A 16122-nucleotide genomic window follows, 5' to 3' on the forward strand; every position below is an offset into this window, starting at 1 on the left:
CTAATTTTAGCAGGCCCAGTGCGGTTAGGGTAGGTTAGCCATTTTCTACAAGAAAAAAGGAAAATGAAAGGAAGTTTCTATGGAGCGTCATAATGCAGAAAAAAGGATAGAAGAGTTAAGAAGTCTATTAAATAAGTACAGTTATGAATATTATGTGCTAGACAAACCATCTGTTCCCGATTCTGAATACGACCGTTTATTAAAAGAGTTACAAGATTTAGAGCTTGAATATCCAGATCTGATGACGCCTGACTCCCCTACACAACGTGTCGGTGGCCAGATTTTGGATATGTTTCGTAAGGTTACTCACGATATTCCAATGCTTAGCCTGGGAAATGCCTTTAATGAAGCAGACTTACGAGACTTTGATCGAAAGGTCCGTCAAGCGGTCGGGGATCAATATGAATATGTCTGTGAATTAAAAATTGATGGTTTGGCCGTGTCGTTAAAATATGAAAATGGAATTTTTGTTCGAGGTGCAACTCGTGGAGATGGGACTACGGGAGAGGATATTACCGCAAACTTAAAAACGATTCACTCCATTCCATTGCGTTTATCACAGCCTCTCACACTTGAAGTACGAGGCGAGGCATTTATGCCGAAGCATTCATTTCTGGGTTTAAATATGCAGAGGGAAAACAACGGTGAAGTATTATTTGCCAATCCAAGAAATGCAGCGGCTGGTTCTTTACGACAACTTGATCCAAAAATAGCTGCATCACGTAAGCTAGATATATTCTTGTATTCCATTGCAAATGCAGGTGGTGTCAATATATCGAGCCATAGTGAAGGGCTTGATTGGTTGGATACTCTCGGCTTTAAAACAAACCAGGAACGTAGGAAGTGTGACAATATAGATGAGGTTATCGATTATGTCAATGGTTGGCTTGAAAGACGTCCACATCTTCCATACGAAATCGATGGGATTGTCATTAAAGTAAATTCCTTTGCTCAGCAAGAGGTTCTTGGAACAACGGTGAAAAGTCCACGTTGGTCGATTGCCTATAAATTCCCAGCGGAGGAAGTGGTCACAACATTACTGGATATCGAACTAAATGTTGGTCGAACGGGAGTCGTAACACCAACAGCCATTTTAGAGCCTGTCAAAGTCGCAGGGACAACGGTAGGAAGGGCAACCCTCCATAATGAGGATTTAATTCGTGAAAAAGATATCCGAATCGGTGATACAGTGGTGATTAAAAAGGCTGGGGATATCATTCCGGAAGTTGTGAATGTTGTTCTTGATCAAAGGACTGGTGAAGAGGTTGAGTTTCGCATGCCAACTCATTGTCCGGAGTGTGAAAGTGAGCTCGTTCGTTTAGAAGAAGAAGTTGCTCTCCGTTGTATCAATCCGAAATGTCCGGCCCAAATTCGTGAGGGACTTATTCACTTTGTTTCTAGAAATGCGATGAACATTGAAGGACTTGGTGAAAAGGTCATCGCTCAATTGTTTGATGAAAAGCTAGTGGAAGATGTCGCAGATTTATATCGTTTAGAGCGGGAGCAACTGCTGAAATTAGAGCGGATGGGAGAGAAATCTGTTTCTAATCTTTTACAAGCGATTGAAAAATCAAAGGGGAACTCACTTGAAAAACTCCTATTTGGACTTGGAATCCGTCATGTGGGGGCAAAAGCGGCGAAAACGTTAGCTTTAGAGTTTCAGTCAATGGACCGGTTGGTTGGAACAACAGTGGAAGAGTTGACATCAATTAATGAGATTGGCGAAAAGATGGCTGATTCCGTTGTTACCTTCTTTCAACAAGAGGAAGTCCTAGAGCTTATTCAAGAACTAACAGTTTTGGGATTAAATATGGAATATACAGGGGTTCGTCCGGTTGTATCAAGTGAAGATGATGAGTCTATCTTCTTTGGAAAGACAATCGTTTTAACTGGAAAATTAGAACAATTAACTCGAAATGAAGCAAAAGAAAAAATTGAAATGTTTGGTGGAAAAGTAGCGGGAAGTGTCAGCAAAAAAACAGATCTAGTTATTGCAGGGGAAGATGCGGGATCAAAATTAAAGAAAGCAGAAGAGTTGGGAATAACGGTTTGGAATGAGGAGAAATTGGTCGAAGAACTATCGCGTCGTAACTAAAAAGGTTAAATAATGTAACGTAGTCAGGGTCAACTGTTAGTTAGATCCGAAACAATGAACGCAGACAACATCAAATATGCGCTATAGCAACGTCTGTATGACCAGCTTTCTGCTGGCCGCAAACTAACCATCAGTGGGAAAAAATACCCCACTGATGGAAGTTTCACTTTATTAGTTAGAAGGTGTAGTACGTGCAAAAAATCATATTTATAGCACTTAGTATTGTTCTGATCCTTACGGGGTGTGCCCCTAATTTTAATAAGCAAGAGGAAATTGTGCAAGATCAACAAGATTCGGAAGAAGAACAAGCGATCATTCCGAAGTATAAAATATCGGATGAATATTATCGAACGATTTTACCTTTCAAAGAGTCACAAACAAGGGGCTTGGTCGTTAATAACGTAAGTACAAAATATAATTTAAATGAGTTCGAGACAGGCTTAATGAGAGTAGCGATGCGCAATTTTGATCCTGACAAATATTTGTTCCAAGAGGGGCAATACTTAGATAAGGCAACTGTTACCTCGTGGTTAAAAAGGAAGTACACCCCTGCTCAGCTAGAGACAAGAAACCTTACAGAGGAAGAGAACTTAGGGTTAAATCCAATTGACGATGAACAGGGGAGTATTGCTGAACGAAATGAAAAGAATCCTATATACTTGGCACATATTCTCGAACATAATTATTTAATTAAGAATGATAATGGAAAGGTTCGATTGGGCGGGGTCGTTGTTGGTCTTGCGCTAAATTCAGTCCACTATTATCAAAAAGAAGCATATGGGGCTACCTTTCAAACAAAAATAGATCATAATAAATTAGTAGCTGAAGGAAGAAAAATTGGTGAAGAGGTCATAAAGCGGTTACGTGCGGTCGAAGGGCTTGGTGAAGTTCCGATTACTATTGCGTTATTTGAACAAGCGAGTAAAACATCGGTAGTACCTGGAAACTTCATCGCTTATGCTCATGCTAACAAAGGAAGTTCAAATTTAAGCGACTGGAAAAATATTGATGAGAAATATATTCTGTTTCCATCAAGTGAAGCAACAGAGAAACATCGGGATGATGTGACTTCATTTTCGAACTTTAAACAAGATGTCGAAACGTATTTCCCAAATTTTAATGGTGTTGTAGGCCGGGCATTTTACATGGGAGGTCAACTACAGGAATTAAATATAGACATTCCTATCCAATTTTATGGAAAAACAGAGGCTATTGGTTTTACTCAATTTGTTACTGGTAAAGTGATGGAACATTTCCCTAATTATATAGCCGTCCAAGTCAATATCACATCTGTATTGGGGCCAGAGGCTTTAATTGTCAAAGATGTAGATCAGAAAGAACCATTTGTTCACATATATAAATAAATAAATAAATAAATAAGGAACTTTAGGCACTTAACTAAGAGTGGTAAAAATTTACACATATGTGGAATTTGTTTTGCATATCTCTAAGTTGGGTGTCTTTTTGTGTGAAGAAAAATCATTGTTTATCATAGGTTTGTCACAATAATCAAAATAATGTCGAACGAATTTTCAGAATTATTTACAAAAAAGTGATATTATTTTGGATATTGTGTTATATAATACAGTAAGTAATTAAAATAATGTATTATAACAAAGGAGGTTCAACTATTGACTATACGCTCATCCAATATTCAAGTTGTTGGTGAAGTAAACGAAGGTTTTGAGACAATTTTAACTCCTGAAGCCTTACAATTTATTGCCCAGTTGGAAACAAGATTTGGATCTAAAAGGAAAGAATTATTATTAAGACGACATAAAAGGCAGAAGGAAATTGACCGTGGGGCACTTCCGACTTTCCTAAAAGAGACAGAATCGATTCGAAATGATGATAGTTGGACAATATGGCCGTTACCTCAAGATCTTCAAGATCGGCGTGTAGAAATAACAGGACCTACTGATCGAAAAATGGTAATCAATGCTCTTAACTCAGGAGCAAAAGTATTCATGGCAGATTTCGAAGACGCAACCTCCCCTTCATGGAGAAACGTTATGGAAGGCCAAATAAACTTAAAAGATGCGGTTAACCGGACGATTACTTTTCAAAATCCTGACGGTAGGGAATACCGTTTAAAAGATCAAACCGCTGTTTTACTTGTACGTCCAAGAGGCCTTCATTTGAAGGAAAAAAATATATTGCTAGATGGTCATCCCATTTCAGGTAGCTTTGTAGATTTCGGATTGTACTTCTTCCATAATGCTCATGAGCTGATTAAACGTGGAACAGGGCCATACTTTTACTTACCGAAACTAGAGAGTCATCTTGAGGCCCGCCTCTGGAATGATATCTTTGTTTTCGCACAAGAATACTTACAAGTTCCAAAAGGAACAATTAAGGCTACAGTCTTAATTGAAACGATTCTGGCTGCGTTTGAAATGGACGAAATTCTCTATGAGTTAAAAGAACATTCGGCAGGACTAAACTGCGGGAGATGGGACTATATTTTTAGTTATATTAAAAAACTTCGCAATCAAGAGAATGTAATATTACCAGATCGTTCACAGGTAACCATGACAGTTCCTTTTATGAGATCTTATTCATTGCTGACGATTAAAACTTGTCATAAGCGAAAAGCGCCTGCGATCGGTGGAATGGCTGCACAAATTCCTGTTCGTGGGGATGAAAGGGCAAATGAAGAAGCCTTTGCTAAAGTACGAGCAGATAAAGAACGGGAGGCTCGTGATGGTCATGATGGTACATGGGTGGCTCACCCAGGCTTAGTACCAGTTGCAATGGAAGTATTCAATCGCGAAATGCCGCAAAATAACCAAATTCGATCTGGGAAACAACGATCCTTGAAGATTAGTGAAGCCGACTTACTAGAGGTTCCAAAAGGAACGATCACAGAAGTTGGTGTCCGTATGAATATTAATGTTGGAATTCAGTATATTGCGGCCTGGCTCTGTGGAAGAGGTGCAGTTCCAATTAACAATCTAATGGAGGATGCGGCAACTGCAGAGATCAGCCGAGCTCAGCTCTGGCAGTGGATCCGCCACCCTGAAGGAAAATTAGATGATGGAAGAAAGGTGACTCTTGAGATGTATAAAATTCTGAAAGCAGAGGAGCTTGAAAAGATCAGGAAAGAAGTAGGGGAAGAATATTTTAATAAAGGTCGTTTCAATGAAGCTTCTAAACTATTTGATGAATTGATTATCCAAGAAGAGTTTGTTGAATTTCTAACGTTACCGGGCTATGGAAAACTAGAAGCCTAGTTGATTAAGAGTTTGATAGATTAGACACCCATGGTAAATTACGTTATTTATTCGAATAAAACTTATTCACATGCATACCATTGGCTTAGGACTACCATTAAATTTTAATGAACCTATTAATAAAAATAAAGGAGATGGATCATAATGCCAAATCGTAGAATTCAAGAATTAACAAATAGCTGGAATAGAGATGAACGTTGGAAAGGAATCAAAAGACCGTATAGTGCGGAAGATGTGATTAGGTTAAGAGGTTCCATTGATATTGAGCACACACTCGCAAAAAGAGGGGCTGAAAAGCTTTGGAAATATCTTCATGAAGAAGACTTTGTTCGGGCATTGGGGGCATTGACAGGGAATCAAGCGGTTCAGCAAGTAAAAGCAGGTCTTAAAGCGATCTATTTAAGCGGCTGGCAAGTAGCGGCGGATGCAAACCTTTCCGGACACATGTATCCAGACCAAAGTTTATATCCAGCCAACAGTGTTCCAAATGTTGTTAAACGAATTAACCAAGCACTACAGCGTGCGGACCAAATCCATTACCTTGAAGGCGATGATTCGGTTGATTGGTTCCAACCGATTGTAGCCGATGCAGAAGCAGGATTTGGCGGACAGTTGAACTGCTTTGAATTAATGAAGGGGATGATTGAAGCAGGAGCTGCAGGCGTTCACTTCGAAGATCAACTTTCCTCTGAAAAGAAATGTGGACATCTCGGTGGGAAAGTTCTATTACCAACACAAACGGCGGTTCGCAACCTAGTTGCCGCTCGCCTAGCCGCCGATGTCATGGGAACGCCGACGCTTTTAATTGCCCGTACTGATGCGGATGCGGCTGATTTAATTACAAGTGATGTGGATCCAGCAGATGCACCGTTTATTACAGGTGAAAGAACACCTGAAGGATTTTACCGTACAAGAGCAGGTATTGATCAAGCAATTGCTCGTGGTCTTGCTTATGCACCTTATGCTGATTTAATTTGGTGTGAAACATCTGAACCAAATCTTGAGGATGCTAGACGTTTTGCAGATGCAATTCATGAGAAATTCCCTGGTAAAATGTTGGCTTATAACTGTTCGCCTTCATTTAACTGGAAGAAAAAGCTGGATGAAAAGACGATCGCTACTTTCCAAGAGGAAATTGCGAAAATGGGCTATAAATTCCAATTCGTTACACTGGCTGGCTTCCATTCGTTGAATCACAGCATGTTTGAATTAGCTCGAGGCTATAAAGACTATGGAATGGCTGCCTATTCTCAGTTGCAGCAAGCAGAGTTTGATAGCGAACGTCATGGCTACACTGCAACAAGACACCAACGCGAAGTGGGAACAGGTTACTTTGATCAAGTTTCCATGGTTGTTACAGGTGGAACTTCTTCAACAACTGCATTAAAAGGTTCGACAGAAGAAGAACAATTTTCATCGGATCGAAAGTAAATAGTTGTTTATTATCCATTGGACCCCCTTTTCTTTTGAGAAGGGGGGTTTAAGTTTTCATTAGAAAGGATCCAAAGACCATTATCCAATGGGATTAGATTAAAAAAACCATAACAAAGATACTTTTCCAATGGATACATATGTTTAGAGCCTACCACAGGGCTATTAGGAAACTTTGCCCTTTGTTTATCACTTGTTAAAAGCCCTCATATACATAATAATAAGAATAAAGGGGGTGTTGTCTTGTCGGATTCGAAAGTAGAGGATTATCTTATGCAAGGGATTTATGGACCTAAAGAAACCAATCCTGATGAACGGAGGAAGTTTCTTGGTACCATCCGAGAGAGGATCGAAATTGCTTTAACAAAAGGGCAAGTAATGGAACAACAAATATATAATGAAATAGAACGAGCAATGAAAAATCAACCCAAGCTTCAATTGTTATTAAATGGTGATATTGATTATCGTTTCTTATCAAAATATATCGGGTTAGCCAACCGACAACAAATCCCCTTTACGATTGTCACGAATAAGGATCATCAAACAGATATTGGCCTTGTTCTTACCCATGAAGATGCCGTCAATACAGAGGAAATTTATGTAACAAAAAAGGCAGATTCATCTGAGACCGAACCACCAGAGAAAAAGAAAAAAGGCTTATTTTCCTTTTTAAAAAAGCGCTTATAAAAGCTCATAAAAAGGGTAAAGGCATTGACGTGGGGTTCAATGCCTTTACCCTCATTTAAGCAGAAGTGGAGACTTCTGTACCTGTCGTAAGCTTTCGATATAAAAGGATGTGCTGAACGAAGGTAAAGCCTTTAGCGAATGCCATAAATTTTTAGAGGAAGTTAATCGAGCAAGCTCGCTAAAATTTTTGTGGCGCAAGTACGCCAAGGCTTATTTGATATCTTGTTTGGGGCTTTAAAGTTTGATATTATCAATATTATCGTGGAATGATGCTCGAACCATTTGGAGGTGACAAAGATGACGAAAATTACGATTGATGAGGTAAAACATGTGGCTAATTTGGCTAGACTTGCAATTACAGACGCAGAAGCTGAAAAATTTTCCAAGCAATTGGACGCGATTATTTCATTTGCCGAAGAACTGAATGAATTGGATACAGATCATGTAGAACCAACCTCACATGTATTAGATATGAAAAACGTATATCGTGAAGATGTAGCGAAGCCAGGTTTACCAGTTGAAGAAGTCTTGAAAAATGCCCCAGATCATGAAAACGGGCAAATTAAAGTTCCAGCCATTATTGAGTAAAAGGAGGAGACACGGTGAGTTTGTTTGATCAAAAGGTAGCAGACTTACATAATCTGTTACAAAAAAAAGAAATCACAGTGTCTGATCTTGTTGATGAATCGTTCAAACGCATTCAAGAAGTAGAAGACAAGGTACAGGCATTTTTAACATTGGACGAAGAAAACGCCCGTCAAATGGCAAAAAAGTTAGACGAAAAAGTGGGTACTGACGAAGCCAAAGGATTATTATTTGGAATGCCAATCGGTGTAAAAGATAATATTGTCACTAAAAATATACGAACAACTTGTGCAAGTAGAATGCTCGAGAACTTCAACCCTATTTATAATGCAACGGTTGTTGACCATCTACATAAAGCAGAAACGATTACTATAGGTAAATTAAATATGGACGAGTTTGCCATGGGTTCTTCAACGGAAAACTCTTATTTTAAAAAGACGAAAAATCCTTGGAATTTAGAAGCGGTACCAGGCGGTTCATCAGGTGGTTCGGCTGCTTCTGTTGCGGCGGGAGAAATTCTATTTTCTTTAGGTTCTGATACAGGCGGTTCCATTCGACAACCGGCTGCATTTTGTGGTGTCGTAGGCTTGAAGCCTACTTATGGTCGTGTATCTAGACATGGTCTAGTTGCTTTTGCATCTTCATTAGACCAAATTGGTCCGATTACAAGAACGGTTGAGGACAATGCTTACTTATTACAGGCGATTTCTGGGTTGGATTCGATGGATTCTACTTCGGCCAATGTAGAAGTTCCTAACTACCTTGATGCTTTAACAGGTGATATTAAAGGCTTGAAAATCGCGGTACCAAAAGAATACTTAGGTGAAGGTGTCGGGGAGGAAGCTCGTCAATCTGTACTAGATGCATTAAAGGTATTGGAAAAACTAGGAGCAGAATGGGAAGAAGTTTCACTTCCACACTCTAAGTATGCACTAGCAACTTACTACTTGCTATCCTCTTCAGAAGCATCAGCGAACTTAGCTCGCTTTGATGGGGTTCGCTATGGCTACCGTTCACCAAATTCTGAAACCTTAATGGATCTTTATAAAAATACAAGAGCAGAAGGGTTTGGAGACGAAGTAAAGCGGAGAATTATGCTTGGGACGTTCGCTCTTAGCTCTGGTTATTATGATGCCTATTATAAAAAGGCACAAAAAGCGCGTACATTGATTAAAAAGGATTTTGACGATGTCTTGCAAAAATATGACTGTATCATTGGACCAACAAACCCAGGACCTGCATTTAAAATTGGTGAATTGATTTCAGATCCATTAACAATGTATATGAACGATATATTAACGATTCCGATTAACCTTGCGGGAGTACCAGCCATCTCTGTTCCATGTGGATTTACTAATGGATTGCCGCTTGGACTACAAATTATTGGAAAACATTTTGATGAAAGTACGGTTTACCGTGTTGCTCATGCGTTTGAGCAAGCAACGGATTATCATAAACAAAAACCTGCACTGTAAGGGGGGAGAACATTGGAATTTGAAACTGTCATTGGACTTGAAGTCCACGTTGAGTTAAAAACTAATTCAAAAATCTTTTCAGCTAGCCCGAATCAATTTGGAGCGGAGCCAAATTCAAATACATCTGTAATCGAGCTTGGTTATCCAGGTGTGTTGCCGGTTTTAAATAAAAAGGTCGTTGATTTTGGAATGAAAGCATGCATGGCGCTAAACTGTGAAGTTGCTTCGCATACAAAATTTGACCGAAAGAATTACTTTTATCCGGACAATCCAAAAGCCTATCAAATCTCTCAATTTGACAAACCAATTGGAGAGCATGGCTGGATTGAAATTGAAGTAGACGGCTATAAGAAAAAAATTGGCATTACTCGTATTCATTTAGAAGAAGATGCTGGTAAGTTAAATCATGAAGGTAGATATTCCCTATGTGATTACAACCGACAAGGAACACCTTTAATTGAAATCGTTTCTGAGCCGGATATTCGTACACCAAATGAAGCGTATGCTTACTTGGAAAAATTAAAGTCCATCATTCAGTATACAGGTGTATCTGATTGTAAAATGGAAGAAGGATCGCTTCGCTGTGATGCGAATATTTCCTTAAGACCTGTTGGGCAAGAGGAATTCGGAACAAAAACCGAGTTAAAGAACTTAAACTCGTTCAACTTCGTTCGAAAAGGGCTAGAATACGAGGAAAAAAGACAAGCTCAAGTCCTGCGTTCTGGCGGAGTAATCGAGCAAGAAACTCGTCGTTATGATGAAGCTAGCGGTACGACTAGTCTAATGAGGGTAAAAGAGGGATCTGATGATTACCGTTATTTCCCAGAACCTGATTTATTAGATGTATATATTGATGAAGAATGGAAAGAGCGTATACGGGCTGAAATCCCAGAGCTTCCAGATGAACGTAAAAAACGTTATGTCGAAGAGTTTGGATTGCCAGCCTATGATGCAGCTGTATTAACGGTAACTAAAGAAAGTGCTGATTTCTTTGAGGCAACAGTTGCTGCAGGTGCAGATGCGAAGCTTGCTTCCAACTGGATCATGGGAGATGTGTCTGCCTACTTAAATGCAGAGCAGAAAGAATTACATGATGTCGCCCTTACTCCTGAGGGGTTAGCAGGCATTATTAAATTAATCACAGATGGAACGATTTCTTCAAAAATTGCTAAAACTGTTTTTAAAGAGTTGATTGAAAACGGTGGCGATGCTGAAACAATCGTTAAAGAAAAAGGACTTGTTCAAGTATCTGATGAAGGTGCTTTATTACAATGGGTCACAGAAGCAATTGCTAATAACCCAAAATCGGTGGAAGATTATCAAAATGGGAAGAAAAAAGCAGTTGGTTCATTAGTAGGCCAAGTTATGAAGGCGTCTAAAGGACAAGCAAATCCACAATTGGTTAACAAAATCCTTATGGAAGAGTTAAACAAACTATAAATGAGAAGCGCTGGTAAACATCTTAATTTACCAGCGTTTTTTTGTATTGTTTTGGGATAATTTATTCAGAAATAAATCCAATCAATTACGACAAAATATTTACATATTTCCCGGGAAAAGACAAAAAAGACGACAGAATTGTCGTCTTTTGTCAGTATTAGTTTTCAGTTTTAAGTAAACGAATCGTCTCATCAAACTCTTTTTCAATCGTTTCATCTCGTTTATAAGTAATTAAACTTACAACAACAGAGAATAATAGATTCACTACAAAGCCAGGTACGATTTCATATAAAGAGAATGGAATGTAGCCTGATTCGGTTAAGTTGGCCCATACAATAACGGTCACAGCCCCACTAATCATTCCAGCTAGCGCGCCCCAATTGGTCATTTTTCTCCAGAATAAACTTAGAAGAATGACTGGTCCAAATGCCCCTCCAAAGCCTGCCCAAGCATAGGCAACTAGGTCTAATATTGTACTGTCTGGGTTAAGTGCTAAAATAAAGGCCACAATCGCAACAAGCAATACTGCCATTCTGCCTAAAAACACATACTCACGGTCAGTAGCATTTTTTCTGAATAATACTTTATATAAATCCTCAATTAAGGCACTTGATGTAACGATTAACTGGGAAGAAATCGTACTCATAATTGCCGCAAGCACAGCGGCTAATAAGAAACCTGCAATCAATGGGTGAAAAATAATCTGTCCTAATGTAATAAAGACAGTTTCTGGATTATCTAATGTATATTGCGGATTTTTCGCAAAGAAGGCAATTCCGACTAGTGCTGTCATCATCGTTCCAAGTAAAGAGAAAATCATCCAACTCATTCCGATTCGACGTGCACTTTTCGTTTCTCGTATCGTTTTAATCGCCATAAATCTCACAATAATATGGGGTTGTCCGAAGTAACCGAGTCCCCATGCTAAAGCGGAAATAATCCCGATAACGGTAGTTCCTTTAAATAAGTCTAGCATAGTCGGATCAATCGCACGGATTGTATTAAATGTTTCACCAGGACCGCCTGTATAAAAAATAGCGATTGAGGGCACTAGGATCAGTGCTATTAGCATCATCATACCTTGAAGAAAGTCAGTGTAACTAACTGCTAGGAAACCACCAAACAGTGTGTAAGCGATCGTAACTCCACCAACGATAATCAATCCAACTTTATAATCAACTCCAAAAGAGGATTCAAAGAATACACCGCCAGAAACGATCCCAGAAGAAATATAGAAGGTGAAGAAAATAAGAATGACTAAGCCAGAGACAATTCTAAGTAGTTTCGTAGAATCTTTAAAACGATTTTCTAAGTAGCTTGGAATTGTAATAGAGTCATTGGCCACTTGTGTGTATGAACGAAGTCTTGGTGCAACAAAGAACCAGTTGGCATAAGCACCGAGCGTTAATCCAATAGCAATCCACGCATCAGCAAGACCTGTTACATAGATTCCACCCGGCAAGCCCATAAGCAACCATCCGCTCATATCAGCTGCTCCAGCGCTAAGTGCAGTGACAGCCGGTCCGAGTGAACGACCTCCAAGCATATAGTCGGTTAGATTTACCGTTTTTTTGTATGAATACCAACCGATATACAACATGATCCCGAAATAAATAATAATCGTAATTAATTGATATATTTCATCAGTCATAAAATTCTCCTTTAATTTTATTTCCCAGTTATTGTTAAAAATATCACAAAAGTCAATATCTATATTCTATATTTTTTAAAAGTCTTTGACAATATAATAATAAAAGGAAAAAAAGGACGTGAAGTGTTTTTTTTATGGAAATCTGCCAGTTATCTATAATTCCCACAAAAGGAGGGCAGACTCAGTGTTCGGAAAGCTTGATATTAAAGGAAAATAGCAGGAAAATAAAGATAAGTTAGTAAAGTTCAACAAGGGACGTGAAGTTGATGGGATTAAAACAGTGGTTTGAAAAAGGATTAACAACAAAAGAGTATATTTCCGGAATGAAGGTTAATAAGGAAAAGATGGAACATATTAATGATGCCTTTACATTGAGTGTGAAAGAAAAAGAAGAAGCTCAAAAATTTCAAGGCTTGGGCTTAAGTGCAATTGTGCTTACAGAGGATTGGTGCGGAGACGCGATGTTAAATAATCCGATCTTGTTACACATTGCCGAGGAGGCAAAGATTGATGTTCGTTTCATCTTAAGGGACCAAAACCTTGAATTAATGGATCAATATTTAACGAATGGAACAGCTAGATCCATTCCAATCTATATTTTTTTTGATGAAAATGGGGAAGAAAAAGCGGTTTGGGGACCAAGAGCACCTAAGTTACAGGAATTAGTGACAAGCGAGCTAAGAAAACTACCTAGTCAAGATGATCCAGCCTTTAACGAAAAGCATGGCCTTATATAAACAATTAGGTGAACGCTATGGAGTTGAGGAAGAGTTATGGCATGAGGTAGCTGAAAGTATCTTAAGCACGTTAGCAAAAATTGCATAATCAAACAAAACTGAATGAATTAGAAAGTGGCCATCATGTGGAATGATGGCCACTACTGTCTCTTAACAAATTAGCCGTGCTGAATCTGCACCGAATTTTTGTCAGGCATTAAAATGCCACCCCTTTATGTCTAGCCTGACTAGGTCGTCCTGTCCGTCGACGAGCTTTCCCGATAAAAATCGGAGAGTTAGGCTTTGCAGCTGGGGGTTGAACGTTGAATTATATAGTGGAGGACTTCTGTGCCTGACAAAGCTTCCGTACAAAAAGCAATGGCTGAATGAGTTAAATAGGTTTTATGCGGTCATTGATTAAATTCTTATCTGTTACCTTAGGTTCTTTATGATGAATAAAGTTGCGGATGTTTGTCCGATGCAAAAAAATGAGTAAAAGCAGAAAAAAGAGAAACAAAAGATCATCTTCTGGGCCCTGATTCATGATCGTATATAAAAGTAAAATAAGTCCAACTGAGATCGAGCCGAAAAAAACATACTTCGTAATGAAGATGACAATGAAAAATGAGAGATAAGCGATTAAAAACAACCAAAAGTTGGCGACGAGTAATGTTCCAGCCGTTGTAGCAATGGCTTTACCTCCTCTGAAGCCTGCAAAGATTGGAAAGCAATGTCCAATAACGGCCGCAAGTCCTGGATAAAGCGGGCTGAGCTCTACTTGAAAAATAAATGGTATTGACGCAGCCAGGGCTCCTTTCCCAACATCAACAAGTAGAACGACTAAGGCTGCCTTTTTACCTAATACTCTAAGGGAATTGGTTGCACCTGGGTTTTGGCTCCCGTGTTCACGAATATCAATCCCGAAAAACACCTTTCCAATAATGAGAGCAGTCGGAATTGAACCGATGAAATAAGCAAGGATAAAAAGGGATATAAGCATAAATCTCTCCTTTCTAGCATTTTTCTCTCCTAACTATAAATATATATGAAAAAGCATGAAATAAAAGCCCTCGCTTCTTTGAAAATTGAGACTATACATTCAAATTCAAATATAAAGGAATTCATAGTTTATTTAACGGATTTCCAAAATTTATCTCCCTCCTCAAGGAACGACAGTAAGTAGGTGGGAGATGAATTTTGGTTAGGCGGTAGCCTAAATATTCTCGACATATTGCCAGTTATTATTGTGATAGGGAAGCTCGCAATCTTTCAGATTGATCTGTTTGTATGACTTACCAGGATACGTGATGTAATTGCCATGCTTGTCCCTGTATAGCCTGCTCTCTTTATTCTTCGTTTTTCTACCTTTTTTACTTCATACTTGGCAATCTTTTTCCTTGAAATATTTGAATCTTTAGACAAACACACGTTCTGTTCGTTATAATGAATATATACCGAATGTTGGAGGTGGAAACATGTATCGAACCTTAAAAACTCCGTTTCGTGCTAGTCATACAACGATTCAGCAATTATTCGATATTCGTAGATTAAGTGGAACCATATGGAATGATTGTGTTGAAGTGGCTCGTTATTATTATCGATTGGGGAATAAGTGGATCACACAAACCGAACTGCAAAAAGAATTAAAACGTCTGTACCCCCTTCACAGTCAAACGATACAAGCTGTAGCCCATAAATTTTTAGCTGCAAGAGAAGCGACAAGAGAGGCAAGGAAAAAGGGCCACAAAAACATCCGATATCCTTGGAGATATAAATTTGTGTTCAATCCCAAATGGGTAGATGATTCGTTCTCGATCGAGGGAAAAATACTGATTCTTTCGCTGGGGAATTGGAAGGGCAAAAGACAAAAACCTCTGCGTATTCAGTTGAATAAGGTCCCTGCGGAATCGATTAAAGAAGTCGAGTTAGTCTATGATCGAAAATGGTATGCCTGTCTTTCCTACGATGATGGGATCGAACCGATACAAAAAGAGGATGGCGTCACAGTAAGTATTGATCCTGGTGAAATTCATACGATCGCTAGTGTAACAGAAAAAGGGGATAGTTGTATCATTACAGGAAGATATATGAGAAGCATCCATCAGTTAAGGAACAAGAAATTAAAGGAACTGCAAATTCTCATGAGTCGCTGTAAAAAAGGAAGTCGTCAATGGAAAAAATACAATCGTGCTAAACGTTACGTATTATCCAAAAGCCAATCCCAATTAGAAGATGCTTTGCATAAAACGACTAAAGATTTCATGGATTGGTGTATGGAGCATGACGTTAAACACGTAGTTCTAGGATACCCCGAAGGCGTTCAACGAAAGACGAAAAAGAAGAAACGAAAAGAAACAAATCAAAAATTATCCAATTGGTCTTTTGGAAAAGTACACGATTTATTGGCATACAAATTAAAGGCAAAAGGGGTCACGATCGAAAAGGTGGATGAATCCTATACATCCCAGACATGTCCTGTCTGCGGAAACCGCAAAAAAGCAAAAGGGAGAAACTATACATGTAAATGCGGATACAAGGAGCATCGTGATATTCATGGTGCAAGAAATATCTTAACAAAAGAGTTGCACGGGAAAATGACTTATTTCCCTATTAAGCGTGCAACGTATCTACGACCTGTAACTCTGGGGTAGTTGACCAAAAGGACGTTAGTAGACGGGCAAAACCGCCCCTTGTGCGTTGGGAAACGTGCATGTTGCTTACGGTGGGAGTTGGCTGTTGAGAAACATCTAACGAAAGTACCACTAGATAAGGGTGAACACTCTTATCTGTCAGAGGGTAGGAAGTTTGG

General features: G+C 39.0%; 13 protein-coding genes. 10 read left to right on the forward strand and 3 right to left on the reverse strand.

Annotated elements, in window-relative coordinates; all coding sequences use genetic code 11:
• Positions 1-79 precede the first annotated feature (79 nt).
• The 8 genes from ligA (at position 80) to gatB (ending at position 10946) form a co-directional block, all read left to right on the forward strand.
• The gene (gene ligA / locus R4Z10_RS02140) at positions 80-2095 is read left to right on the forward strand and encodes an NAD-dependent DNA ligase LigA (RefSeq protein ID WP_338471595.1); all 2016 of its coding nucleotides are present in this window, start codon (positions 80-82) and stop codon (positions 2093-2095) included.
• A 191-nt stretch (positions 2096-2286) separates the two neighbouring features.
• Positions 2287-3459 (forward strand): CamS family sex pheromone protein, encoded by a 1173-nt coding sequence (locus tag R4Z10_RS02145; RefSeq protein WP_338471596.1) that lies wholly within the window; start codon positions 2287-2289, stop codon positions 3457-3459.
• 267 nt (positions 3460-3726) lie between these two features.
• Positions 3727-5328 (forward strand): malate synthase A, encoded by a 1602-nt coding sequence (gene aceB / locus R4Z10_RS02150; RefSeq protein WP_338471597.1) that lies wholly within the window; start codon positions 3727-3729, stop codon positions 5326-5328.
• Between the two features lie 144 nt (positions 5329-5472).
• Positions 5473-6759, forward strand: coding sequence for an isocitrate lyase (aceA, locus tag R4Z10_RS02155; protein ID WP_338471598.1), 1287 nt, complete (start codon positions 5473-5475; stop codon positions 6757-6759).
• 243 nt (positions 6760-7002) lie between these two features.
• The gene (locus R4Z10_RS02160; RefSeq protein WP_338471599.1) at positions 7003-7446 is read left to right on the forward strand and encodes a YueI family protein; all 444 of its coding nucleotides are present in this window, start codon (positions 7003-7005) and stop codon (positions 7444-7446) included.
• A 297-nt stretch (positions 7447-7743) separates the two neighbouring features.
• Positions 7744-8034 carry an Asp-tRNA(Asn)/Glu-tRNA(Gln) amidotransferase subunit GatC gene (gene gatC / locus R4Z10_RS02165; RefSeq protein WP_338471600.1) on the forward strand — a complete coding sequence of 97 codons (291 nt, stop codon included), beginning with the start codon at positions 7744-7746 and terminating at the stop codon, positions 8032-8034.
• A gap of 14 nt (positions 8035-8048) precedes the next feature.
• Positions 8049-9506: an Asp-tRNA(Asn)/Glu-tRNA(Gln) amidotransferase subunit GatA gene (gene gatA, locus R4Z10_RS02170; RefSeq protein ID WP_338471601.1), complete on the forward strand. Its 1458-nt coding sequence runs from the start codon at positions 8049-8051 to the stop codon at positions 9504-9506.
• Between the two features lie 12 nt (positions 9507-9518).
• Positions 9519-10946, forward strand: coding sequence for an Asp-tRNA(Asn)/Glu-tRNA(Gln) amidotransferase subunit GatB (gene gatB, locus R4Z10_RS02175; protein ID WP_338471602.1), 1428 nt, complete (start codon positions 9519-9521; stop codon positions 10944-10946).
• 157 nt (positions 10947-11103) lie between these two features.
• On the opposite strand, the gene putP is transcribed toward gatB, so the two are convergent.
• A complete protein-coding gene (gene putP, locus R4Z10_RS02180) occupies positions 11104-12597 on the reverse strand; it encodes a sodium/proline symporter PutP (RefSeq protein ID WP_338471603.1) in 1494 nt (497 codons plus the stop codon).
• A 266-nt stretch (positions 12598-12863) separates the two neighbouring features.
• On the opposite strand from putP, the gene R4Z10_RS02185 reads away from it, so the two are divergent.
• A complete protein-coding gene (locus R4Z10_RS02185; protein WP_338471604.1) occupies positions 12864-13334 on the forward strand; it encodes a thioredoxin family protein in 471 nt (156 codons plus the stop codon).
• A 370-nt stretch (positions 13335-13704) separates the two neighbouring features.
• On the opposite strand, the gene plsY is transcribed toward R4Z10_RS02185, so the two are convergent.
• Entirely contained in the window at positions 13705-14313 is a 609-nt protein-coding gene (plsY, locus tag R4Z10_RS02190; protein ID WP_338471605.1) for a glycerol-3-phosphate 1-O-acyltransferase PlsY, read from the reverse strand.
• 269 nt (positions 14314-14582) lie between these two features.
• Positions 14583-14735, reverse strand: coding sequence for a hypothetical protein (locus R4Z10_RS02195; protein ID WP_338471606.1), 153 nt, complete (start codon positions 14733-14735; stop codon positions 14583-14585).
• 53 nt (positions 14736-14788) lie between these two features.
• Between R4Z10_RS02195 and R4Z10_RS02200 the strand changes: the two genes are divergently transcribed.
• Positions 14789-15964 carry a transposase gene (locus R4Z10_RS02200; RefSeq protein WP_338471607.1) on the forward strand — a complete coding sequence of 392 codons (1176 nt, stop codon included), beginning with the start codon at positions 14789-14791 and terminating at the stop codon, positions 15962-15964.
• Positions 15965-16122 lie beyond the last annotated feature (158 nt).

The organism is Niallia sp. XMNu-256 (assembly GCF_036670015.1).
GTDB lineage: Bacteria > Bacillota > Bacilli > Bacillales > Cytobacillaceae > Bacillus_BD.